Genomic DNA, 22,314 nt, shown 5'->3' with positions numbered 1-22,314 from the left:
AAAAATTCAGTATAATTAAAACAAATGGTCAGTAATGGTCAATTGACTTTGACTTTCTAAATGGGTTTGATCAAGTGTTATTCTTTTACCCAAAGAAATACGCGAGGTAAAATAGACCTATCGACCAATGTTTGAAAGGACGTGAATATTTTATGCTTTGTCAAAACTGTGGAAAAAATGAAGCAACGATTCACTTATATGCGACTGTTAATGGGCAACGTACACAACTTGACTATTGTCAGAGCTGTTATCAAAAAATTAAAAATCAGCAAAATGGAGGATTAACGAGTATGGCTCAAAATGATCCATTTGGCTTTGGAAGTCTGGACGATCTATTTCGTTCGATGTCTCGTCAAATGCAACAACAAGGCAACTTTGAACAAACACCACCTACCCAATTCGGCGGGAACAATAATTTCAACGGGGGGCAACCACCTCAAGGGCCAGCTTCGGATGGGCTTTTAGGAGAATATGGGATCAATATCACAGAAGAAGCACGCCAAGGCGAAATCGATCCTGTTATCGGTCGCGATGATGAAATCAAGCGTGTGATCGAGATCTTGAATCGCCGCACCAAAAATAATCCAGTATTGATTGGCGAACCAGGTGTTGGTAAAACAGCTGTCGTTGAAGGACTTGCACAAAAAATCGTTGATGGCGATGTCCCACAAAAACTGCTGGACAAAGAAGTCATTCGTTTAGACGTCGTTTCACTTGTCCAAGGCACAGGGATTCGTGGTCAGTTTGAAGAACGTATGCAAAAACTGATTGAAGAAATCAGACAAGCCGAAAATGTCATCCTATTTATTGATGAAGTCCACGAAATCGTTGGGGCTGGTTCAGCCGGAGATGGCAATATGGATGCCGGCAATATTTTAAAACCTGCGTTAGCTCGTGGTGAATTACAAATGGTCGGTGCAACCACATTGAATGAATATCGAATCATCGAAAAAGACGCAGCGTTAGAACGACGCATGCAACCCGTTCGTGTGGATGAACCTTCCGTAGATGAAACGATCAGCATTTTAAAAGGACTACAAAATCGTTACGAAGATTATCATCATGTCAAATATACGGATGCAGCGATCGAAGCTGCGGCTAGATTGTCGAATCGCTATATCCAAGATCGCTTTTTACCAGATAAAGCCATCGACTTGCTAGATGAAACAGGCTCTAAGAAAAACTTGACGATCCAAATCGTTGATCCAAAAACGATCGAAAAGAAATTGGAAGAAGCAGAAGAACAAAAACTATTAGCTTCTAAAGAAGAAGATTTCGAAAAAGCGGCTTATTACCGCGATCAAATCAATAAATTGAAAAAAATGCAAGAACGTCAACTTTCAGAAGAAGAAATTCCTGTGATCTCTGAAAAAGATATGGAAAAAATCGTCGAACAACGGACAGGAATCCCTGTTGGTGAATTAAAAGAAAAAGAACAAACACAATTGAAAAACTTAGCTGACGACTTGAAAAAACATGTTATCGGACAAAATGATGCAGTTGATCGCGTAGCAAAAGCGATCCGTCGTAATCGAGTTGGTTTGAGTAAGAAAAATCGTCCGATCGGTTCTTTCTTATTTGTCGGTCCTACCGGTGTCGGTAAAACAGAATTAGCAAAACAACTTGCATACGAATTATTTGGATCTGAAGAATCAATGATCCGTTTTGATATGTCAGAATACATGGAAAAACACAGTGTCGCTAAATTGATTGGTTCTCCTCCAGGCTATGTCGGCTATGAAGAAGCTGGTCAATTGACTGAAAAAGTACGTAGAAATCCGTATAGCTTAGTACTACTAGATGAAGTAGAAAAAGCGCATCCTGATGTCTTACACATGTTCTTGCAAATCTTAGATGATGGACGATTAACAGATGCTCAAGGACGTACTGTCAGCTTCAAAGATACGATCATCATCATGACAAGTAATGCGGGTACCGGAAAAGTAGAAGCAAATGTCGGCTTTGGTGCCGCTCGTGAAGGTGTGACTCGTTCTGTCTTGAATCAATTGAACAACTACTTCACACCTGAGTTCTTGAACCGTTTTGACGGCATCATCGAATTTAGCGCATTATCAAAAGAAAACTTGATGACGATCGTTAGTCTTATGCTTGATGATGTGAACCAACTGTTAGCTGCACAACAGTTGCATGTAGATGTTCCTACCAATGTCAAAGAAAAATTGGTCGATCTAGGATACGATCCAGCAATGGGCGCACGTCCATTACGTCGAACGATCCAAGAACAAATCGAAGACGGCATTGCTGAATTCTATCTTGACCATCCAACGATCCATGACCTTAAAGCAAAATTAGATAAAGACGATAAAATCGTCATCACGTCTAAACCTGAACGTTTAGTCAAAGAAGCAAACAACGAACCGACAGAATAATTTCATGCTAAGAAATCAGCAAAAAATCGAGCGGAGAGTTTGCCACTCTCCGCTTTTATTTTGATTTTTGAAAAAAATAGTAACTAAATTTTCCTAATTCTTTTATTTTTAAAAAGACAAAATGCTGTTCAATTTACTAAAAAAAAATTATACTTAAGGTAAGTTATTTCTTAAATACATAAGAGAGGTGAGCGCCATGAAACTAGTTAATGTAACAAACAGCCATTCACGATTAGTTTTAAATCAGTTGGAAAATACAGATGCACATATGGTCAAGGTATATACTGCCGGAAATACAACTGTTATTTATACAGAAGCTCCTGAGCATAATGAAATCGTCCTAACAAATGAAAACCGTAATATCCAACCAAAAGAAATTGAAGAAATCCAACACTACTTCTTAAAAAAAATCCATGACGCTGAGTACCATCCTGAAGACATCCAAGTAATCGAGTTACCTGGCTTAGTAGAGATCTCTATTCCAAAAAGAAATCTAGATGCACCAATTGCTATGTAGACATAAAAAATAAATCACGAATCAAAAGGGTTTTGTCGAAGTCACTTGGCATTCCCTTTTTTTGTTTCTCCTATTTTCTCCTTCTCTTCCTTTCACGGAGCGATCCGCTTGGATGATCGAACGGATCTCTTGGACGATGCGTTCATTTTTTTCCCAATTCTCAATATCCAGCATTTGACACACTCGCCGCATTTTTGCTTTTTTTCTCTCAATACGCTGCTTTTTCTCCATATCTGTTTCCATTTATTTCCCTTCTTTCTTTGCTTATTTTTTATATATGTACGCAAAAACATTCTAATCTATTTTTTTATTTGGTTTTAATTGATTTTTTCAAAAAAACCAAAAAAAGGGTTAAACTTCAACAAAAAAACACACGATCGTTCACTGAAAACAGGAACTATCGTGTGTTCGTTCTGATGTGTGGCTTTGAAAATATTTTTGCTGTATTACACTACGCGTAAACCACAAAATCAATGAGAACTGCTTATTACATCAAACTTTTCAATTTCACATTTGGATATTTGTCTGCAAACCAGCGTTCTGCAAACTGGTTCTCAAATAGGAATAGCGGTTGATCAAAACGATCTCTTGCTAAGATGTTTCGACTTGAACTCATCTTCTCGTCTAGATCCTCCGGCTCGATCCAGCGTGCGATCTTATTGCCCATCGGTGACATGATCACTTCTGCATTGTATTCATTCAACATCCGATATTGGAAAACTTCAAATTGCAATTGTCCAACAGCACCAATGATGTATTCTTCCGTCACATAGGTTTTGTACAATTGGATCGCCCCTTCTTGTACTAATTGGTTGATCCCTTTGTGGAATGATTTTTGTTTCATCACATTTTTTGCTGTTACTTTCATGAAAAGTTCTGGTGTGAATGAAGGCAATTCTTCATAAGCTACTTTTAGTTTTCCTTCATATAAAGTATCACCAATCTGATAGTTTCCAGTATCGTATACTCCAATGATATCTCCTGCTACAGCATTTTCAACGTTTTCTCTGGCATCTGCCATAAACTGAGTGACATTACTTAATTTCAATTTTTTATTCGTTCGTTCTAGGAAAACATCCATCCCACGTTCAAATGTGCCTGAACAGATTCGTACAAACGCAATACGATCTCGGTGAGCCGGGTTCATATTTGCTTGAATCTTAAAGACAAAACCAGAGAATTCTTCTTCGTATGGGCTGACTACTTGATCTTCACGTGTTTTATGACCATAAGGAGATGGCGCAAATTCAACAAACGTTTCTAAAAAGGTCTGTACACCAAAATTAGTTAAAGCTGAACCAAAGAAGACTGGTGTTTGCTCTCCGCGAGCGATTTTTTCTTCATTGAATGCGTCACCTGCTTCTTTTAACAGTTCTACTTCATCAAGGACTTGTTCGTACAATGAATTATTTCTTAACGGATGATTTTCCGGCAGATGCCCGTCCTCATCTAATTGAGCTAAACGTTCATCTTGATAGTTTTCAGGGCGATAAAATTCGACACGGTTATGGTGGATGTCATACAATCCTTCCAGTCCTTTACCCATACCGATCGGCCAATTCATTGGATAAGATTCGATATCTAATAATTCTTCCAATTCTTCTAATAATTCAAGCGGCTCTCTACCGTCACGATCCAATTTATTGATAAAAGTGAAAATAGGGATGCCTCTTTTTTTGACTACTTGGAAAAGTTTTTTAGTTTGTGCTTCGATCCCTTTTGCGCTATCGATGACCATGACTGCGCTATCGACAGCCATCAAGGTACGATACGTATCTTCTGAGAAATCCTCATGCCCTGGTGTATCTAGAATATTGACTCTTTTTCCATGGTAATCAAATTGCATCACTGAACTTGTGACAGAGATCCCACGTTGCTTTTCGATTTCCATCCAGTCGGATTTTGCAAAATTCCCTGTTTTCTTTCCTTTGACTGTTCCTGCTTGGCGAATCGCTCCACCGAATAAAAGCAGTTGCTCGGTAATCGTTGTTTTCCCTGCATCCGGATGGGAAATGATCGCAAATGTACGACGATTGTCCACTTGCTGTTTTAATTCTGGATTGTTCATAAATTTACTCCATTCTTCATTTGTCTATTGCTTCATCAAAGAGAAATCCATCGATTATTCGACAGATCCTCTATCCTTTTCTTCAACTCAAATAGTATAGCATGGATCTTCTGTTTGAAAAAGTCAGCGAAACAGTTTTACTCTTTCTTTTCATTATATATCTCCAAAAAAAGAACAGATACATCACTTCATAAGACAAGTAATATATCCGCTCTTTGTTTAGTTAGAAAATAGTTGAAGCTGTGTTATCTTCGAGGCTCGTCATCTTCAAAATCTTTTTTGAAGTAACGACGTTCTTCATCAGGTTCAGCTTCTATTTCTTCTGGATCATGGAAAATCACACGAATTTTAAGCACTCGTGAACCTTCCATTTCTTCAGAGATCAACGTGATATTTTCAACATCAAATGACAGCTTTTCTCCTTCATCAGGAATCATGCCTAAAGCCGTGATCAAATAACCGGCCATTGTATCCACATCACTCATATGAAGATTGCTTTCAAATGCTTCGTTGAATTCATCGATCAGCATTCTGCCTTGGATGATATATTCGTAGTCACCGATTTGTTCGTAGAGGTTTTCTACTTCATCAGATTCGTCATCGATCTCTCCGACGATTTCTTCAAGCAGATCTTCTAATGTTACTAAACCAACAACCCCACCATATTCATCTAAAAGGATCGCCATTTGATTTTGTGTTTTCTTCATTTCATATAATAGATCATCAATAAAAATCGTTTCTGGAACAAAAAGTGGTTCTTGGATGATTTTTTTGATCTCTAGATGTTCAAACCCAAATTTATGGGCCGCTTTTAATAAGTTTTTCGTGTGGAGGATCCCAACGACTGTGTCTTTGTCTTCATTATAAACAGGAATCCTTGAGTAATTTTCAGATAATACTTCGTTGACATTTTCTTCAATGGAGTCATTAATGTCGATCATAAAAGCATCTGTTCGAGGAACCATTACTTCCCTTGCTACTTTTGTGTCTAAGGAAAAGACACCTTGAAGCATTTCCAACTCTTCGTTGTTCAATACCCCTTCGTTTTCAAGCATATACCGCATTTCGTCGCGGGTCATCTTTGAATCTTCATCATCAAAAGTCATTGGTGTTATCCGTGCCAATAAGCTAGTAGATGCAGACAGTAACCAAACGAAAGGTTTCGCTACGACACCGATCAAACGGATCATACCAGAGGTGAAATTCGCTACTTCCTCTGATTTATTCAAAGCGATCCTTTTCGGGTACAATTCTCCAAAAACAATCGAAACATAGGTCAAAATAGCCAGTACGATAATATTTGCAATACTTCTTGCTGCGGCACCGCCACCTAGTAGTGGGGCTAATCTTACGGATAAAGTATTAGCTAAAGATGCACCAGATAAAATATTGACCAAAGTGATTCCTACTTGGATAGTGGATAGGAAGTTATTTGGGTTCTGCAATATTTTTAAAAGCTTTTTAGATTTAACATCTCCTTCTTCCGCTTTTTGTTCGATCCGATTTTTATTGATCGATACAACTGCAATTTCGGAAGCTGCTAAAAAAGCATTGATCAATGTCAAAATGATCAATAATAAAATTTGCGCTAACAGCGACTGACTCTCAGGGTCAGCATTCATAATCGCATTCTCTCCTTATTCATTTATATTTTTTATATTTTTATAGAAAAAAACGTGGCTAAAGGTAGCCACGTTAAAATGGTATCATAAAGCTATTTTCTTTGCAATAAAAACAGCCAAAGGTTTCTTAGGACTCAAGAGTCGTCGCAATTTTTTTCTTGTTCTCATTTTGCTTGTCTTCTTTGACGATCTTGACGACATAAGAAATGATTGTTTTACAGATTGCATAAAAAGGTACACCTAAGAAAATCCCTAATAAGCCAGCAATGTTTCCTGCAACTAATAAAACAATGATTATCGTTAGTGGATGGATCTTCAACGATTTACCGATAACATTCGGATAAATGATGTTTCCATCTAATTGCTGAACGATCAATACGACCCCACAACATAATAATGCTCTAAACGGATCATTGAATACTGTGACTAAAAAGGCAGGAGCTAATCCTAAATATGGTCCTAAATAAGGAATAAGGTTAGTCAACCCAGCAATCACGCCGAAAAGAAAAGCATAATCGACCCCTATTGCAAAATAACCTAGAAAAGTAAAGGTCCCAACGAATAAACATTCGATTGCTTGCCCACTAATATAATTAGCTAGCGTCTTATTTAACTGTCCTAATAATTCAACGATTTGCTCTCTTCGCTTTTCCGGGAAGAAACGCTTGATATTCGGGACAAGTTTTTCACCGTCTTTTAGCATATAAAATAGAATGAATGGTGCGGTGATAATAACGATAGTTGCTGAAGCAATCGTCCCAACGATCGAACCTAAGCTGTTGGATAAGCCGCTTAAAAATTGTTGGATGATCGTGCCATACGAAATATCCAATTGTTCAAAGTACTTATTGATATCCACATCTCTGAATACCGACCATTGAGCAACTTCTGATAACCAAGTCTCTACTTGGCGAATAAAATTAGGCGTGTTCGAAGCCAAAGAAGAAATCTGTTGCACTAAACTTGGGATCACACTTAACAAGATCCAAACCAAAGCAGCTACTAGTAACAACAGCACAATGGCGACTGCCCAGATTCGTTTCATTTTGGTTTTCATCAGTAATTCAACGATTGGATTTAAAATATAATATAAAAAACCAGCAATCAAGACTGGTGCAAATAATGTGGAGAAGAATGTTCCGATTGGTTGGAAAATAAAGTTGATTTTTGAGGAGACCAAGATCAACGTTGCTAAAATCAACAACTCAAACGACCAAAACATTAACTTTGATTGTCTTAATTTATCGAACAAATAATTCCCTTCTTTCCTTTTTATGCTAGTATATAACATTCTTTTAAAAAAATCTGTTATTTTTAATTTATTTTATGCACTTTCCATTCCAATCACTTTACAGTATACTACTGGAAAGAAAGGTGGCTGTTTGATGAAAGTAGTTCATACAAAAGATACGATGAGTGCGATTTATCTTGATGCTGTACGTATCAGAAACCAAGTTTTCGTTGGCGAGCAAGGTGTTCCTCCAGAACGAGAAATCGATCAAGACGAGGCATACTGTATCCATTTCGTCCTTTATTCAGATGAACAAGAGGCAAAAGGGACCGTACGGCTACTCCCGCTTGAAAATGGCCAGATAAAAGTACAGCGTATGGCGATCCTTGCCCAATATCGTCAACAAGGACTTGGTCAAATACTCATCAGAGAAGCGGAAGATTTCGCAAAAAAACAAGGATTTGATACGGTAAAATTAGGCGCTCAATTGTCAGCTATTTCGTTTTATGAAAAACTTGATTATCATCCATATGGCGAGATCTTTGAAGATGCTGGCATTCAACACATCAATATGAAAAAGACTTTATAACGCGCTCAAGTAAAAACAGTAAGCAAAATGAAGATCACCTCATTTGCTTACTGTTTTCGTTTACTTTTGCGACAATTGCTTGTAACGGTCATACCAAATATCAATATAGCCTTCTGAGAAAGGGCCATCTCCATTATTGATCCAGTCAACCAAAATCTTCACGTTCTCTTTTAAAATGAAGTCAATATCACTTGGATAATTCATCATTTGACTATGCATCTCATATTCATCGACATCTAACAAGCGCTTCTCGCCATCAGGAAAAACCTTGATATCTAAGTCATAATCAATATATTTTAATGCTTCCTCATCTAATAAAAAAGGTGAAGCCAGATTACAATAATAGGAAACCCCCTTTTCTCTAATCATTGCTATTACATTGAACCAGTATTTTTTATGAAAATATACAATCGCTGGTTCTCGCGTCACCCAGCGTCGGCCATCAGACTCTGTTACAAGAGTATGATCGTTGACACCGATCATTGAGTGTTCGCTTGTTTTCAATACCATAGTATCACGCCACGTTCGATGCAATTTGCCGTCGTGTTTATAACTTTGGATCGTTACAAACTCTCCTTCTTTTGGAACTCCCATCGCAATCCTTCCTTAGCAACATTTTGTGCTTTGTGTTGGGGTGTTCATTACACCGACATCGTAATTATTATAGCAATAAAAATCATCTTTGCCTAGAAAGGATTACTATTGTTTCGATTTTTATCGAGCTGCTGGACTAGCTTCATTTGCACTTTTGGAAAAACCACTTCTTCAAACGAGGTTGGGAGCAACCACTGTGTTTGTTTTCCGCTCTCTGACAAGTCTTCTTCGTTCTTAGGTAACCGACCGTAAAATAGTAAAACATGCCATTTCAAATGACTGAAGATATGCGTCACTTCGCCTAAGTGGCGCTTTTGCCACACGACTTTATCAGCTTGGACAAAAGGCAAGGCTGAAGTTTCTTCAGCCACTAGAGCTTCATCGAACAAACTGATTTCATTCGTCGCTTGCCATTTTGCCTGAAGTTTTTCATATTCTTCTTTCGTCACTTCTACCATTGGAAATGTCCACATATCAGCAAGTAATTTTTGTTGGTCTCTCCGTTCAAAATAATACGCGCCTGCAGAATTTTCGATTGCTGCACAAATATAATAAACATCTCGCGGTTTCGCTTTTTTCGTCTTGACAGGAAAAGCAGTTTGGACTCCTTTTTCCTTTGCTAAACAGAATGCTTGGATCGGGCATTCTTCACATTTCGGAGAAGTTGGGGTACAGATTGCTGATCCTAGATCCATCATCGCTTGATTGAATTCACCTGGATGTTTTTCGTCAATGATTTTTCTCATTGCTTGATCAAACACTTTCCGGCTCGATGCCTTCGCAATATCTTCTTCAATACAGAACAAGCGACTCACGACACGCATCACATTACCATCGATCGCTGGTTCAGGTAAATCAAAAGCAATACTCGCGATCGCTCCTGTCGTATATGGGCCAATCCCTTTCAATGTACTGATTTCTTCCGGCGTTTGCGGCATTTTTCCGTCAAAGTCTTCCATGATCTGTTTGGCAGCGGCTTGAATATTTCTTGCCCGAGAATAATAACCTAAGCCTTCCCAAGCTTTCAATAGTTTTTCTTCTGGTGCTTGCGCCAATGCTTCAATGGTGGGGAACCATTCCATAAAGCGGTAAAAATAATCAATAACTGTATCGACTCGAGTTTGTTGCAACATGATTTCTGATATCCAAATACGATAAGGATCTTGATTGTATCGCCAAGGCAGATTCCTTTTCTCAAGTTCATACCATTCGATGAACCGTTCTTGAAATTCTTTTGTTTTTTCTGAAGACCAGTTTTCCCATTCTCTACTCACTTGCTTCTTCTTCCTTTTCTAAAATAAAGCGTTGGATCATCTCAAAATCAAATCCTTTTTGATAGAGACTCTGCTTTACTTTCATCTTTCTTTTTTGAGGTTCAAAACGGCTATTCTTACGCCAGATTTTCTCCCCTTGTTGCACTAAGCGCTCGTACTCAGTATCTGGATCCGTTTCTTGCGGCAATGTTTGCATGGCTTCTTGGATCACATCATTGGTAAACCCTTTTGTCATTAATTTCTGTTGGATATTCCGTAATAAATCTTTTTGACTCTTTGCACGGTTTTTTTCGTAAGTCTTTTCCGCTGTTTGTCGGGCATTTTCTACCTGTTCTTCAAATGGGTACTGGCTTAATGACTGTTCGATCACTTCTGGCGAGAGCCCTTTTTGTTGCATTTGCTGTGCTAATTTTTTCGGTCCTTTGTCACTCAAACGCATATTCGTTCGCACGTAACTTTCACCAAAAGTCAAATCATTTACTAAACCTAGTTCTTTTAATTTTTCAACGATCTTATGTCGATCTTCCTGCCCGATCTCTTTATCTTTTAAATAGATCCGAATCTCTTTTTCTGTTCGGAGTTGGTAACTCAAATAATTCAATGCTTGTTGTAAACCAAAATCATACCCTGTACTTTTTTTGATTTCTGCTAATTTATCTTTTGTTAATTCTTGCCCTTTTAATAAACGATAGCGTACTAAAATATCTTCTGAGACTTGTAGTACTTCGCCATCCGATAGATCAACTTGATAAAAAGGCCCTTTGCCTTTACTGATTCTTGTGATAGAAAGCAACTTATCCCTCCTCGAACATATATTCCTATCATAACATAGAAAATCCCCAACTTTCGCTATAATATGGTAGAATATAGCCACATAATGATAAAAAGGGAGATACCTATGCCAGAAGCAATTGTTAAAAACGGCCAAACGATCACATTAAAAATCAAACGTTTAGGGATCAACGGAGAAGGAATCGGCTATTTTAAACGCATGATCGTCTTTGTTCCGTATGCCCTTCCGAAAGAAGAAGTCGTAGTAAAAATCACTAAAGCAACTCCTCGCTATGCAGAAGGACAATTGGTCAAAGTCAAAAAAACGAGTACTGACCGCGTGACTGCTCCGTGTCCAGTCTACTATGAATGTGGCGGTTGCCAATTGCAGCATTTAGCGTACCATGCACAACTCGATTTCAAAAAAGATTTGCTTTTACAGTCCTTAGAAAAATTCAAACCCGCCGGCTATCGTGATTATCCATTGCTACCGACGATCGGAATGGACGATCCTTGGCGTTATCGTAATAAAGCGCAATTCCAATTAAGAAAAAATAAACAAACAGACAAAATCGAAGCTGGACTTTATCAGGCAAATTCACATCACTTGGTGGCGATCACTGACTGTTTAGTTCAAGAACCTGCAACGCAAAAAGTGATGAATACAGTCGTTGATTTGTTGAACAAGTACGACTTACCGATCTATGACGAACGCGCTGATAGTGGCATTTTCCGTACGATCATGGTCCGAGTTGGGGTCCAGACTGGAGAACTGCAAGTGGTCTTTATTACTAGAAGTCAAAAATTCCCACAAAAAAATGCGCTGATTCGTGAAATCAATCAACAACTACCTGAAGTCGTTTCGATCATGCAAAACGTCCAACCTTTGAAGACCTCCCTTGTGATGGGCGACGAAACGAAGCATCTTTGGGGGAAAGAAGCAATCGAAGAACGGATCAATGAAGTAACATTTGATCTTTCACCTCGTGCATTTTTCCAGTTGAATCCTCAACAAACTGAAGTTTTATATGGTGAAGGAATCAAAGCTTTGGCTATCCAACCTGAAGAAACGATCGTAGATGCTTATTGTGGCGTGGGAACAATCGGTTTGAGTGTGGCAAACAAAGCAAAAGAAGTTCGCGGAATGGATACGATCCCCCAAGCTATCGCAGATGCTCAAAAAAATGCAGAACGCCTAGGTTACCACAATACGCGCTACGAAGTAGGAACTGCAGAAGAGCTATTACCCAAGTGGTTGAATGAAGGATTTCGACCGGATGGGATCATTGTTGATCCACCACGTACTGGCTTGGACGAGCAGTTGATCCACGCAATTTTAAAAAACCCTCCGCAGAAATTAGTTTATATTTCATGTAATGTTTCGACTTTGGCGAGAGACCTCGTCCAATTAGCGAAGGTATTCCAAGTAGAGTATTTACAATCCGTCGACATGTTCCCGCAGACTGCTCGTTGTGAAGTCGTCGTGAAATTAACAAAAAAATAAGCAACCCCCTCAATTTATAAAAATAAGCATTTTCCTCTATAAAATAGGATAAAACTATTTCAGAGGAAAATGCTTATTTTTTTGTATCAAATTATTTCCGATCATGCCTTATTTCATTTGCTTTTTACGTTTCAATAAAGTAAACAATGTTTGCACTTGGCCTTTGAAAGACATCACGTCATCAAAGATATCTTCGCCATCATTCAACATTTTTACTGTGATCCAACCGAGGGATTCCGTGATCGTACTAGCAACGGTTGCATTGATCGCAGCCCCGGCCACTGTTCCCACCGCCGGGATCACCTTGATGATATTGCCTACTGCACTTCTACCAAGACTAACAACGATCAATTCTTTTGATACGCTTTTACCTAAAGATTCCGACCACGATTGCCCGAACAACTTGTGGAGACGTCCCATCATCGTCAACTGGACAGGTACAAGTAAGAAAGCATCCGAAAAAGGAATTGGCGAACAACCGATGATCGCCGCAGTCAATGATGCTGCATGGATCGTCGCATGACATTTTTTCCGTAATGGTTCGTCTACTCCTTTTAAAAAATCTTCAAATAGACGATCAAATTGTGTTTTGCTTTTTGCTAATATTTGTTCTGCTCGGCTTTTTGATGAATCAAAACTCCGTAAAATAATTGCAGATGTTTTTTGAGGAAGTCTTTTCATCGTCTCTGCAAAAAAAGAAGCAAATTCTTTCTCTTCCTCAGGTGTTTGCTCGAATGTTTCTTCCAATTTTGGTTCTTCATTTTTGATTACAGCATCCTCAATCACGTCTTTGTTTTTCTTAGATTTTCGTAAAAATTTTTTCATTTGATTTCCTCCGTGATCCGTCCATTTTTGTTATCCTTACTTCTATCATACAATACAAGCGAGGCTTCGCCAAAAAATGAGATCATGAACGGAAAAATAAACACCAATGAAGCGAAAACGACTAGTCTCTTCATTGGTGTTCTTTTATATGATCAGTTAAAAAGGTTTCTCTTTACGTATTGCCTATTGGACGTTGACATCGATAACTTGATAGAATGCATTTGTTGTATCTGAAATATTCCAAACAGCTAAAATCACGTTGTAGCCTTTTCTGTCTTGAGGCACAGTGATTGTTTGGTTCACTGTTTTTGGTGGAATCGTTGCTTTATCATCGATTTTTGCAATCAATTCAAAATCGCTGAATTTCAATGGTTGATTTGGATTCCAACCTGATTTCGTCATATAGTAGTCCCAAGTACTCGTACGGTGTTGTGCAGTCAAGTTCCAAGTGATATTCAATGAACCAGGATTGATTACACTTTTATGCCAGCGCGTTGCTGTTTGTTCATCCAAAGGTTCAAATCCACTGACACCAGCACTAGCGATTTTACCATCGATAAATGTATTTTTAGTCGCTTCAATACTTTGTGGTTCCCATTGCGCACGACCAACGTTCTGATTTAAATTTCCTGCAGCAGCTGTACCAAAATAAGCACGACTACCTGGAGATGTTACATAACCATGTGCGTAACCCGATGTTCCGAAACCAAACAAACCTAACATAACAATACCAACAAACATCATAACACTAAACTTTTTCATAATTGAACCTCCTCTTTTTGATAGGTTCATTGTAAACGTTTTCTAAATATAAAACAAACGTTATGCTTTTATAATTTTGTTCGACTGAATACAAATTCCAAATACATTAAAAAAGATTGTTTTATCAACGTTTTCTTAGTAATTTAACTCGCATTAATTAAAAGTACACCTGTTCTATAATTAATATTTTCTTAATATTTAAAATAAAATATGTTTTTTCAAAAAAAATAGAAGAGCACTTCATGCACTCTTCTATCTTATTCATCTATTTAAATAATAACTTGAATCTTGATCAAAAATCCGAGCGATTAGTAAAAATTATAAAATATCATCATTTTTATCTATAGAGTAATATGAAATTTATCTATTAGTTAGTTACAAGTTTCCAGGGGCCATAAGGTCCTGATTCACTTGGAATATCATTTTGTGTCCAATATCTTGCTTCATAAATCAATCCTTCGTATGTAACACGTTCCCCACCTAAGTAAATCGTTGTAGGATCCCAAGCTGGAAGAGTTGATTCAGATTCTTCAAGTGTTGTAAAAGTATAGGTTGCTGCATCTGAAAAATTTCCAGAACGATCTTCCGCGATGACTTCCACTGTATATGTCGTGTTACTCTTTAATTTTTCAAATGTATGAGAAACAGCCATTGTTGTCGCTGCAACTGTTTCGCCTGCGCCTGTCAATTTTAGGTTATAGCGAGCGATGCGATCATTGTCTGTTGATGCTGTCCAATTGATACGTGCGCGTTGTGTTGTAATAAAATCTGAGCTCAGATTTGTTGGTGTTGATGGTTTTTGCGTATCTTCCGGCATTTCGGAATTATCTGTGAATCTTTGACCAACCGTTAAGAACTCATATTGATTTTTCACTTGTCCTTGCCCGCCGTCTACTTTTGCATCACGGTTCATCGACCAGTAAGAAACCATGCCGATTTTACGTTCTTTTGCATGTTGTACGACTAGATTGAACATGTCTGTTGTAAAGTAAGGATGTTGTTCATTCTCAAATCCGACAGAAGGTGTTGTACCTAACTTGGCATATGCTTGCTCATCAGTCAATGTTTTACCAGCATACTGCTTGTAATGATTTTTCAGTTGGACCATTGTATTATCGACTGCATCTAATGAACCTTGTGCATAATCTGGAACGCTAGATCCATAGCACATCGTCATGATGTTAACATTTGTTAAATCCACGCCTGCTTCTAAATATGCTTGTAATACAGCTAAGCCGGTTGAAATCAAACCTGTCGGCATAACTGGCAGTGTCAGAGTAACATCAACACCAGTCGCATCTTGAAGACGTTTTACTGCTTTTGCATTTGCTAGATTTTCGTGATATCCCATTGCTGCTGCTTCTACATCAAAATCGATGCGTGTAAAACCATACCCTTGGATCACTTCCATGTAGGCATCATAAAGCATGTCTTCATCTTGCGTTACTTCCCAGAATGCACCGGAATTCAATCCACCGAATGATACCGCAGCATCTCCGCCTACTTCTCTTAATTCACGGATCGATTGTTTAATTCCTTCGTATTGCCATTGATCGCTGTCACTTTCACTTAATCCAGCAAAACTTCCCCAAGCCCAATCAACTTTACCATTTTTGATTCCTCTTGCTTGCATAAATCCTAGATTAAAGAAACGTTGACCGGTTTCTCTTGCGATCGCCGCCATATTCAAGGCACCCTTATTCGATAGCTCTGCATCTGAAATGTAAGCAGTGATATCCACGAACGGTGCGACAACTTGTTCTGGCCACTCGATTCCTTGCCCTACACCAAAATCAGGTGTTGCGCGAATTGTTTGTTCTGTTGCTGCCCCTTGCTCTTCATTCAAAAATAAAGGTGCAACTAGCAAACTACATAAAGCTGCTCCAGCTAATACTCTTTTTAACCCTTTTTTCTTCATCTTTTTCAAACTCTCCCCATTCAACTAATTCATTTCCCTATTTTTCGTAATCGATTACAAAATCCATGATATCAGACAGACAATAATAATATAACGTTTTATAAAATAAATTAGAGTTATTTAATCGTTTTCTTTTCTTTTTTTAGTCAAGTTGGTAAATTTAAAATCCAATGTACGGTATTGCAACAACGCTGATATATCAACGTTTAAACCATTTTGAAAAGGGAATCAAGAATCGTTCAAGTCTACTACCTAGCAAAATGATTGCTATATTAGCTAAAAATAAAATAACTTCAAAAATACACAAGCATTAATAGGTGTTGTTATAAAATGTTGTGGTAAACTGTTTAAAGAAAGGAGTTTATCTTATGACATACACTATGAATCGATTAAAAGATTATCGTTTATGGGTTTGTATTATCGGAATCGTAGCCTTAGGTTTCTTATCTGGTATCCTTAGTGGTAACCCAGGAAGCTATTATTACTCATTACAACTCCCAGCTTTTGCACCACCTAGTTGGATTTTTGGCCCAATGTGGACAGTCCTCTATGTTTTAATTGGTATTTCATTGTACTTCATTTTAAATACACAAAATCAGAAACATCGTACTAGACTACTCTGGCTCTTTACTATCCAACTCATCTTCAACCTTTTGTGGTCGGCTATATTCTTCAATCTTGAAAATACTTTGATTTCTGCTATCGATATCACTTTATTGATGATTTTCTTAACCGCTTTGCTGTATCATTTATGGTTGCACAACCGCGCAGCAATGTGGTTGACGATCCCTTATTATTTATGGGTATTTTTCGCATCCATCTTGAATTACGCGATTTTTATTTTGAATTAATAGAGAGATTTTAGCTGATAACAACTTATTCGCTTGAATCATTGAACGATGAAAAAAGCTACGTGAGCAATTCACGTAGCTTTTTGTTATTAACTATTATTTAATATTTTATCCAACCTGTTTCCAAGGACCGTATAACCCAGATTCACTTGGAATATTGTTTTGTGTCCAATATTGTGCTTCATAAACGATACCGTTATATGTCACTCGATTTCCTTGTACATAAACTTTATTCGCATCCCACGCGGCAATCTCATCGCCACCTTCTGGCGTTCCTGAAATCAATTCCCAAGGACCATACAAACCTGACTCACTTGGAATATTGTTTTGTGTCCAATATTTGGCACGGTATAATGCACCTTTATAAGAAACAACATCACCACTTAGGTAAACTTTTGTCGCTTCCCATGCAGGAGCCTCTCCTGGTTCACCTGGCTCTCCTGGTTCTCCCGGCTCGCCAGGATCTACTACATCCGCTAAAGTTGTAAATGCTACTTTTGCCGTATCTGAAATATTTCCAGAACGATCTTCTGCATTGATTTCTACAATATATTCTGTATCATCTTTTAAGTTTGTGAATGCGTATGAAAGAGAAGTAGTTGTGACATTGATCGTTTGTCCATTCCCTAATAATCTCAAGTTATATTTTGCTACACGGTCATTGTCTGTAGCCGCTGTCCAGTTGACACGCGCGCTGTTTTTTGTAATATTCCCAACAGAAAGGTTGGTAGGAATCGATGGTTTTTCTTTATCTTCAGGTGTTTCGCTTCCACCGCCATCATTACCTCCAGCAAACGCTTGACTAACCTTCAAAAATTCGAATTGGTTTTTCACTTGTCCTTGACCGCCATCTGTTTTAGCATCACGGTTCATCGACCAGTAAGATACCATCCCGATCTTGCGTTCTTTTGCATGTTCTACGACTTTGTCAAACATCTCTGTTGTAAAATATGGATGTTGTTCGTTTTCAAAACCGATCGAAGGAGTTGTTCCTAATTTTGCATATGCTTCTTCGTCCGTTAAAGTAACGCCAGCAAATTGTTTGTAGTGATTTTTCAATTGGACCATCGTATTATCGACCGCATCCAAAGATCCTTGTGCATAATCAGCTACACTTGAGCCATAGCACATTGTCATGATATTCACGTTGGTCAAATCAACACCAGCTTCTAAATAAGCTTGTAATACAGATAAACCAGTTGAGATCAAACCAGTTGGCATTACTGGCAATGTCAATGTAACTTGAACACCTGTTGTATCTTGTAGACGTTTGACCGCTTTTGCATTCACTAAGTTTTCTGAATAACCCATCGCACCTGCTTCAACGTCAAAATCAACACGGGTAAAGCCATAGCCTTGGATCACTTCCATATACGCATCATACAGCATATCTTCGTCATGACTGACTTCCCAGAAAGCACCAGTGTTCAATCCACCAAATGAAACTGCAGCATCTCCACCGATTTCTCTTAATTCACGGATCGTTTTCTTGATTCCTTCATATTGCCATTGATCGCTGTCGTTTTCACTTAATCCGGCAAATCCACCCCACGCCCAATCGATCTTGCCATTTTTGATTCCTTTTGCTTGCATGAAGCCTAAATTAAAGAATTTTTGTCCTGTTTCCTGTGCGATTGCTGCTAGATTCAACGCGCCATTGTTCGATAGGTCTGTACCTGAAGTGTAGGCAGTCATATCGACAAACGGTGCAACGACTTGCTCTGGCCATTCGATTCCTTGACCTACGCCAAAATCAGGTGTTGCTTTAAGTGTTTGTTCTGTGGCTGCACTTTGTTGTTCATTCAAAAACAACGGTGCAACGAGCAGACTACATAATGCAGCTCCAGCTAGTAATTTTTTTAGACGAATATTTCTTTTCATTAGTATGTATTTCCCCCATCAACATTTTTCTTGTGCTATGTACTTCTCTTGCACATCGATATCATAACAAATTAAAAACAAAAATATAACATTTTTTTATAAGAATTAACGTTTTTTAATTTAAGAATAAAAATACTGAAAAACAGTTCAAGTCTCTATTATGATTAAAACCAGAGACAAAATCGAATTTAGTGCTGATAAATAGGCAAAAACGTGAAACAAAAAATATCTACTAAATATATCGAATATTTTTTTATTTTAAAAACAATAATTTTAAAGGATTATAAATAACGATTTAATAACGTAAAAAATAAAAAAATATCGGAATTTAAAGGAAATTTCCTCTAAGTTCCGATATCGATTTATTTGATTCACGCTGTTGGTCACAAAGCTTTGTTAATAACCATTACCTGTCCAAGTCTCTGTGTTTTGATCGTTTTGTTGTCCACTGTATGGATCATAGTACTGTTGGTTATATTGATTTGGGTCATAATACTGAGAGGTGTCTTCTGAGTATGTTGATTGCTGACCATACGTATCAGTGCCGTATTGATTGGTGTCTTGTGAATAAGCAGATCCATCTCCAGTTGCGCTGTCGGCAGTGGTATCTCCTTCACCATTTTCTGAGTCATCATAAAACATCATATAGGCATTATCGTTTTTCAAATTAGGCAACGTATCACTTGGCTCGATCTCTAATTGTTTCTTCAGTTGATTTTGGATCGATAGCAAATCATTTTGACCTAAGATTTGATAGTATACATCATTGATCGTCGCGTCTTTTCCTTTTAGTTGGTCTTGTTTGATCGTCTTGAAAGCATCGGTATAATTCGTTGCAATGTCAAGCATATCATCCCAATCTAAATCGGTCGTCACATTGTTTCCAGCTGCATCTAAAAGTTTGCGGTAGTTACTTACACCATCCAAGCTGACTACTTTGTTGACGATTTTTGTCACTACTTCTCGTTGACGTGCTTGTCGGCCAATATCGCCTTCCGGATCCTCATGACGCATTCTTGCATAAGCCAAGCCAGTTTCACCATCAACTGTTTGCTTGCCTTCTGGTACATGGACACCATCTAACGTAAAGTCGATCTTATTGTCGATTTCGATCCCGCCTACTGCATCGATCAAATCTTTCATCCCATCCAGATTGATCGTGACGTAATGGTCAATAGGAATATCGAGTAATTGTTCGATCGAATCCATTGCCATCTCGACGCCACCAAATGCATAAGCGTGATTCAACTTATCGACTGTCCCGTAACCGACAATGTTCGTATAGATATCTCGGTCCAAACTAATGATCGTTGATTTTTTTTGTTGTGGATTGACGGTCACGACCATCATCGTATCGGATCGACCTTGCTCCGTACGACCAAGCCCTCCTGTGTCTAATCCTAATAATAATACTGAAAAAGGTTCCTGGTCATCGATACTCACTCGATCCGTCCGTTTTGCTGATACACGGTCAGATTGTTTTGAGATTCGATTGACTGTCTGGCTTGCCTCTCCCATAAACTTGATCCCATACGCTGAAACTCCACCGATGAGTAGTACGATAATTCCTAATAAAGTCAATATCACTTTTTGCCACCGCTTCATAATACACCTCTGTCATACATATTCTTAACTATTCTCTCATACACCCAATCATTCAGCAATTCACCCACTAAATCCTAATAAAAGTTTAAAAAGTAGTGTTTATCTTCGTGATTTATATGTATTTTTTGTAAAATTCTTAATTATCATACCATAGGGCGCTCTTTCAGAAAAGAAAGAATACTATTCTTTTTATACGTTTTATTGGATTTTTATGATTTTTTACTAAATAAATAAACGACGAAAGTTTTTTTCTGAAGTTTATTGAATTCATTCAACCAAGCTTCATCAATGAAAAAAACGGAGAGTAGCGAAAATGGAATAACCTTTTTCGACTTCTCCGTCTTTTTAAGAATTCTTAAAAGTGGCTATTAGTGAAAAGTTAGCTTGACTAACTTCCTTGCTTTATTCTTACTTTCGTCTTTGCTCACGCCATTTCTTTGAAAGAAAAACGACGAATATACTTATCGATTTCATGGAAATCACTTCCTGTGACAGATCCCTTTGCCAAGACTAAACTATCATTTGTCAATTGTTGTTGGATACTTTGTGTCAACTCAGGTAACGTTTCAAACCACTGGTAGTTTTGCTTATGTTTACTTTGTTCGTTGAATAATTCTCTGAAATGTTCCCCATAGCCAAAAACATGATCTGCTGGTACATCTGTTAGTTCTTCCATCACTTGTTGATGAATACTTGCAGAAGTATTCCCCAGATCAGCGATCTGTCCCAAAACTAAGATCGACTTTCCTTCATAAAACGGGCGAACTGCTTTAAAGTATTCGATTGCATTTTTCATAGAAGGTAACGAGGCATTGTGCGTATCATCAATAAAAGTAAAAGTTGGTTCATTCGAATAAAAGCTTTTTTCTAAAACCTTAGGTAGTGGTCTGAATGTCTCAAAAGCAGAAAGATAAGCCGAAACATCCCCCTTGATTTTCCAAATCGCAATCAACGTCGCCAATGCATTGGAAATCATACCTGATGAAGGAACGCTCAAGCGGATCTTGATTTTTTGATCAAAGAAATGGACACCTACTTCACAATATTCTTTCTTCTGTTCAATCGATGACACATGTACCACTCTACTAGTGTCATACAATGAATAAGTCAAAATATCCGTCGTTTTCTTTTCAGCCGCTTGAACTAGGATGGCTAATTCTTCTGCACCCATATCAGTATTGATGATCGCTGTTCCGTTCTCTTTTAATCCGTCAAAAATTTTAGACTTATAATAAGCCACATTATTGGTTGTTTTTAACGAACTGAGATGGGCTTCTCCTATAGAGGTAACGATTGCTATATCAGGTTGTATCAAATCAGACATTGAACCAGTATCGTAGGTATTGAGCGCATTGAGCGATACTTCTAAATTCAGTAAATCAAAATCACCGACTAGCTGACCTAAATAAAGAGGAATCGCAAATCTCACATTGTGATTGCCCCGATTTTCTAGAACTTTTTCCTCTTTGAACGCATGGGTGATCATCATTCGTGTGGATGTTTTCCCAGCTGAACCAGTAATCGCAATCACCGGTTTTTTAAAGTTTTGACGCATCTTATTAGCAAACTCCAATAAGAAACGCCAACTATCTTTTACAATAAACTGCGGTGTGGTCACAGAAGGGTCTTCAATCGGATGTTCCGTGACGATCAAAGCAAACTGATTTTCTTTTCCTTTGATTTGATCATTTCCATCTGCCCATTTGACTGGACGCATCTGATTGATATATTGTCGGCGCTCATTTGTTATACATACAAACATCGTTTTAGAATAATCCTTCATACGTTTTAAATGTCCTGAAAAATATTCAAGTTGATTGACCTCTTGATCTAGCTCAGTATATTCTTCGAAATATGAACCCTCGATTTCACTAAGCAATTGTTTGATCGTATTCATCTTTCCACCTACTTC

At 38.0% G+C, this 22,314-nt stretch carries 18 protein-coding genes; 5 read left to right on the top strand and 13 right to left on the bottom strand.

The window, feature by feature from the left end; translation table 11 throughout:
• Positions 1 to 152 precede the first annotated feature (152 nt).
• The gene (locus IGL24_RS04870; protein WP_207114983.1) at positions 153 to 2,390 is read left to right on the top strand and encodes an ATP-dependent Clp protease ATP-binding subunit; all 2,238 of its coding nucleotides are present in this window, start codon (positions 153 to 155) and stop codon (positions 2,388 to 2,390) included.
• 196 nt (positions 2,391 to 2,586) lie between these two features.
• Positions 2,587 to 2,907 carry a DUF1827 family protein gene (locus IGL24_RS04865; RefSeq protein WP_206859565.1) on the top strand — a complete coding sequence of 107 codons (321 nt, stop codon included), beginning with the start codon at positions 2,587 to 2,589 and terminating at the stop codon, positions 2,905 to 2,907.
• A 21-nt stretch (positions 2,908 to 2,928) separates the two neighbouring features.
• Here IGL24_RS04865 and IGL24_RS04860 read toward each other — a convergent pair whose 3' ends face one another.
• The 4 genes from IGL24_RS04860 to IGL24_RS04845 form a co-directional block, all read right to left on the bottom strand.
• Complete coding sequence (locus tag IGL24_RS04860; RefSeq protein WP_206859564.1) at positions 2,929 to 3,150, bottom strand: flagellar motor switch protein; 222 nt, start codon at positions 3,148 to 3,150, stop codon at positions 2,929 to 2,931.
• 244 nt (positions 3,151 to 3,394) lie between these two features.
• On the bottom strand, positions 3,395 to 4,975 hold the full coding sequence (locus IGL24_RS04855) for a peptide chain release factor 3 (RefSeq protein ID WP_206859471.1): 1,581 nt from the start codon (positions 4,973 to 4,975) through the stop codon (positions 3,395 to 3,397).
• Positions 4,976 to 5,220: 245 nt separating this feature from the next.
• Positions 5,221 to 6,597 (bottom strand): hemolysin family protein, encoded by a 1,377-nt coding sequence (locus IGL24_RS04850; RefSeq protein WP_429966294.1) that lies wholly within the window; start codon positions 6,595 to 6,597, stop codon positions 5,221 to 5,223.
• Positions 6,598 to 6,724: 127 nt separating this feature from the next.
• Entirely contained in the window at positions 6,725 to 7,849 is a 1,125-nt protein-coding gene (locus IGL24_RS04845) for an AI-2E family transporter (protein ID WP_206859473.1), read from the bottom strand.
• Positions 7,850 to 7,982: 133 nt separating this feature from the next.
• On the opposite strand from IGL24_RS04845, the gene IGL24_RS04840 reads away from it, so the two are divergent.
• Positions 7,983 to 8,417, top strand: a complete 435-nt coding sequence (locus IGL24_RS04840) for a GNAT family N-acetyltransferase (protein ID WP_207700304.1) — start codon at positions 7,983 to 7,985, stop codon at positions 8,415 to 8,417.
• 60 nt (positions 8,418 to 8,477) lie between these two features.
• Here IGL24_RS04840 and ntdP read toward each other — a convergent pair whose 3' ends face one another.
• The 3 genes from ntdP to recX form a co-directional block, all read right to left on the bottom strand.
• Positions 8,478 to 9,011 (bottom strand): nucleoside tri-diphosphate phosphatase, encoded by a 534-nt coding sequence (gene ntdP, locus IGL24_RS04835; RefSeq protein WP_206859481.1) that lies wholly within the window; start codon positions 9,009 to 9,011, stop codon positions 8,478 to 8,480.
• 92 nt (positions 9,012 to 9,103) lie between these two features.
• On the bottom strand, positions 9,104 to 10,285 hold the full coding sequence (gene mutY / locus IGL24_RS04830; protein ID WP_429966293.1) for an A/G-specific adenine glycosylase: 1,182 nt from the start codon (positions 10,283 to 10,285) through the stop codon (positions 9,104 to 9,106).
• Positions 10,278 to 11,078 (bottom strand): recombination regulator RecX, encoded by an 801-nt coding sequence (recX, locus tag IGL24_RS04825; RefSeq protein ID WP_207700451.1) that lies wholly within the window; start codon positions 11,076 to 11,078, stop codon positions 10,278 to 10,280. The genes mutY and recX overlap by 8 nt, the downstream gene beginning before the upstream one ends.
• A 105-nt stretch (positions 11,079 to 11,183) precedes the next feature.
• On the opposite strand from recX, the gene rlmD reads away from it, so the two are divergent.
• A complete protein-coding gene (gene rlmD / locus IGL24_RS04820) occupies positions 11,184 to 12,560 on the top strand; it encodes a 23S rRNA (uracil(1939)-C(5))-methyltransferase RlmD (protein ID WP_206859487.1) in 1,377 nt (458 codons plus the stop codon).
• A 108-nt stretch (positions 12,561 to 12,668) separates the two neighbouring features.
• Here the strand turns inward: rlmD and IGL24_RS04815 are convergent, their stop codons facing one another.
• The 3 genes from IGL24_RS04815 to IGL24_RS04805 form a co-directional block, all read right to left on the bottom strand.
• A complete protein-coding gene (locus IGL24_RS04815; RefSeq protein ID WP_207700459.1) occupies positions 12,669 to 13,385 on the bottom strand; it encodes a YcjF family protein in 717 nt (238 codons plus the stop codon).
• A gap of 183 nt (positions 13,386 to 13,568) precedes the next feature.
• The gene (locus tag IGL24_RS04810; RefSeq protein ID WP_206859492.1) at positions 13,569 to 14,147 is read right to left on the bottom strand and encodes a lytic polysaccharide monooxygenase; all 579 of its coding nucleotides are present in this window, start codon (positions 14,145 to 14,147) and stop codon (positions 13,569 to 13,571) included.
• Between the two features lie 367 nt (positions 14,148 to 14,514).
• A complete protein-coding gene (locus IGL24_RS04805; RefSeq protein ID WP_429968403.1) occupies positions 14,515 to 16,065 on the bottom strand; it encodes a fibronectin type III domain-containing protein in 1,551 nt (516 codons plus the stop codon).
• A 380-nt stretch (positions 16,066 to 16,445) separates the two neighbouring features.
• Here IGL24_RS04805 and IGL24_RS04800 point away from each other — a divergent pair, with 380 nt between their 5' ends.
• Positions 16,446 to 16,916 (top strand): TspO/MBR family protein, encoded by a 471-nt coding sequence (locus tag IGL24_RS04800; RefSeq protein WP_206859507.1) that lies wholly within the window; start codon positions 16,446 to 16,448, stop codon positions 16,914 to 16,916.
• A gap of 108 nt (positions 16,917 to 17,024) precedes the next feature.
• On the opposite strand, the gene IGL24_RS04795 is transcribed toward IGL24_RS04800, so the two are convergent.
• The 3 genes from IGL24_RS04795 to IGL24_RS04785 all read right to left on the bottom strand — a co-directional run bounded on the left by IGL24_RS04795 (position 17,025) and on the right by IGL24_RS04785 (position 22,299).
• On the bottom strand, positions 17,025 to 18,797 hold the full coding sequence (locus IGL24_RS04795) for a carbohydrate-binding protein (RefSeq protein WP_429968402.1): 1,773 nt from the start codon (positions 18,795 to 18,797) through the stop codon (positions 17,025 to 17,027).
• 396 nt (positions 18,798 to 19,193) lie between these two features.
• Positions 19,194 to 20,402 carry an LCP family protein gene (locus IGL24_RS04790; protein ID WP_207699845.1) on the bottom strand — a complete coding sequence of 403 codons (1,209 nt, stop codon included), beginning with the start codon at positions 20,400 to 20,402 and terminating at the stop codon, positions 19,194 to 19,196.
• A gap of 424 nt (positions 20,403 to 20,826) precedes the next feature.
• Positions 20,827 to 22,299 (bottom strand): Mur ligase family protein, encoded by a 1,473-nt coding sequence (locus IGL24_RS04785; RefSeq protein WP_207699844.1) that lies wholly within the window; start codon positions 22,297 to 22,299, stop codon positions 20,827 to 20,829.
• Between the last annotated feature and the right edge of the window lie 15 nt (positions 22,300 to 22,314).

Origin of the sequence: Enterococcus sp. DIV2371, assembly GCF_050498525.1 — a bacterium.
Classification (GTDB): Bacteria; Bacillota; Bacilli; order Lactobacillales; family Enterococcaceae; genus Enterococcus_B; species Enterococcus_B mangumiae.
Note: the sequence above shows the minus strand (reverse complement) of the source record. Positions and strands in the feature narration are given on the sequence as shown.

Excerpts from the sequence above, each read along its gene's own strand:
- IGL24_RS04870 (WP_207114983.1), top strand. The coding sequence starts at position 153 with ATGCTTTGTCAAAACTGTGGAAAAAATGAAGCAACGATTCACTTATAT.
- IGL24_RS04865 (WP_206859565.1), top strand. The coding sequence starts at position 2,587 with ATGAAACTAGTTAATGTAACAAACAGCCATTCACGATTAGTTTTAAAT.
- IGL24_RS04860 (WP_206859564.1), bottom strand. The coding sequence starts at position 3,150 with ATGGAAACAGATATGGAGAAAAAGCAGCGTATTGAGAGAAAAAAAGCA.
- IGL24_RS04855 (WP_206859471.1), bottom strand. The coding sequence starts at position 4,975 with ATGAACAATCCAGAATTAAAACAGCAAGTGGACAATCGTCGTACATTT.
- IGL24_RS04850 (WP_429966294.1), bottom strand. The coding sequence starts at position 6,597 with ATGAATGCTGACCCTGAGAGTCAGTCGCTGTTAGCGCAAATTTTATTA.
- IGL24_RS04840 (WP_207700304.1), top strand. The coding sequence starts at position 7,983 with ATGAAAGTAGTTCATACAAAAGATACGATGAGTGCGATTTATCTTGAT.
- ntdP (WP_206859481.1), bottom strand. The coding sequence starts at position 9,011 with ATGGGAGTTCCAAAAGAAGGAGAGTTTGTAACGATCCAAAGTTATAAA.
- rlmD (WP_206859487.1), top strand. The coding sequence starts at position 11,184 with ATGCCAGAAGCAATTGTTAAAAACGGCCAAACGATCACATTAAAAATC.
- IGL24_RS04815 (WP_207700459.1), bottom strand. The coding sequence starts at position 13,385 with ATGAAAAAATTTTTACGAAAATCTAAGAAAAACAAAGACGTGATTGAG.
- IGL24_RS04810 (WP_206859492.1), bottom strand. The coding sequence starts at position 14,147 with ATGAAAAAGTTTAGTGTTATGATGTTTGTTGGTATTGTTATGTTAGGT.
- IGL24_RS04805 (WP_429968403.1), bottom strand. The coding sequence starts at position 16,065 with ATGAAGAAAAAAGGGTTAAAAAGAGTATTAGCTGGAGCAGCTTTATGT.
- IGL24_RS04800 (WP_206859507.1), top strand. The coding sequence starts at position 16,446 with ATGAATCGATTAAAAGATTATCGTTTATGGGTTTGTATTATCGGAATC.
- IGL24_RS04795 (WP_429968402.1), bottom strand. The coding sequence starts at position 18,797 with ATGAAAAGAAATATTCGTCTAAAAAAATTACTAGCTGGAGCTGCATTA.
- IGL24_RS04790 (WP_207699845.1), bottom strand. The coding sequence starts at position 20,402 with ATGAAGCGGTGGCAAAAAGTGATATTGACTTTATTAGGAATTATCGTA.
- IGL24_RS04785 (WP_207699844.1), bottom strand. The coding sequence starts at position 22,299 with ATGAATACGATCAAACAATTGCTTAGTGAAATCGAGGGTTCATATTTC.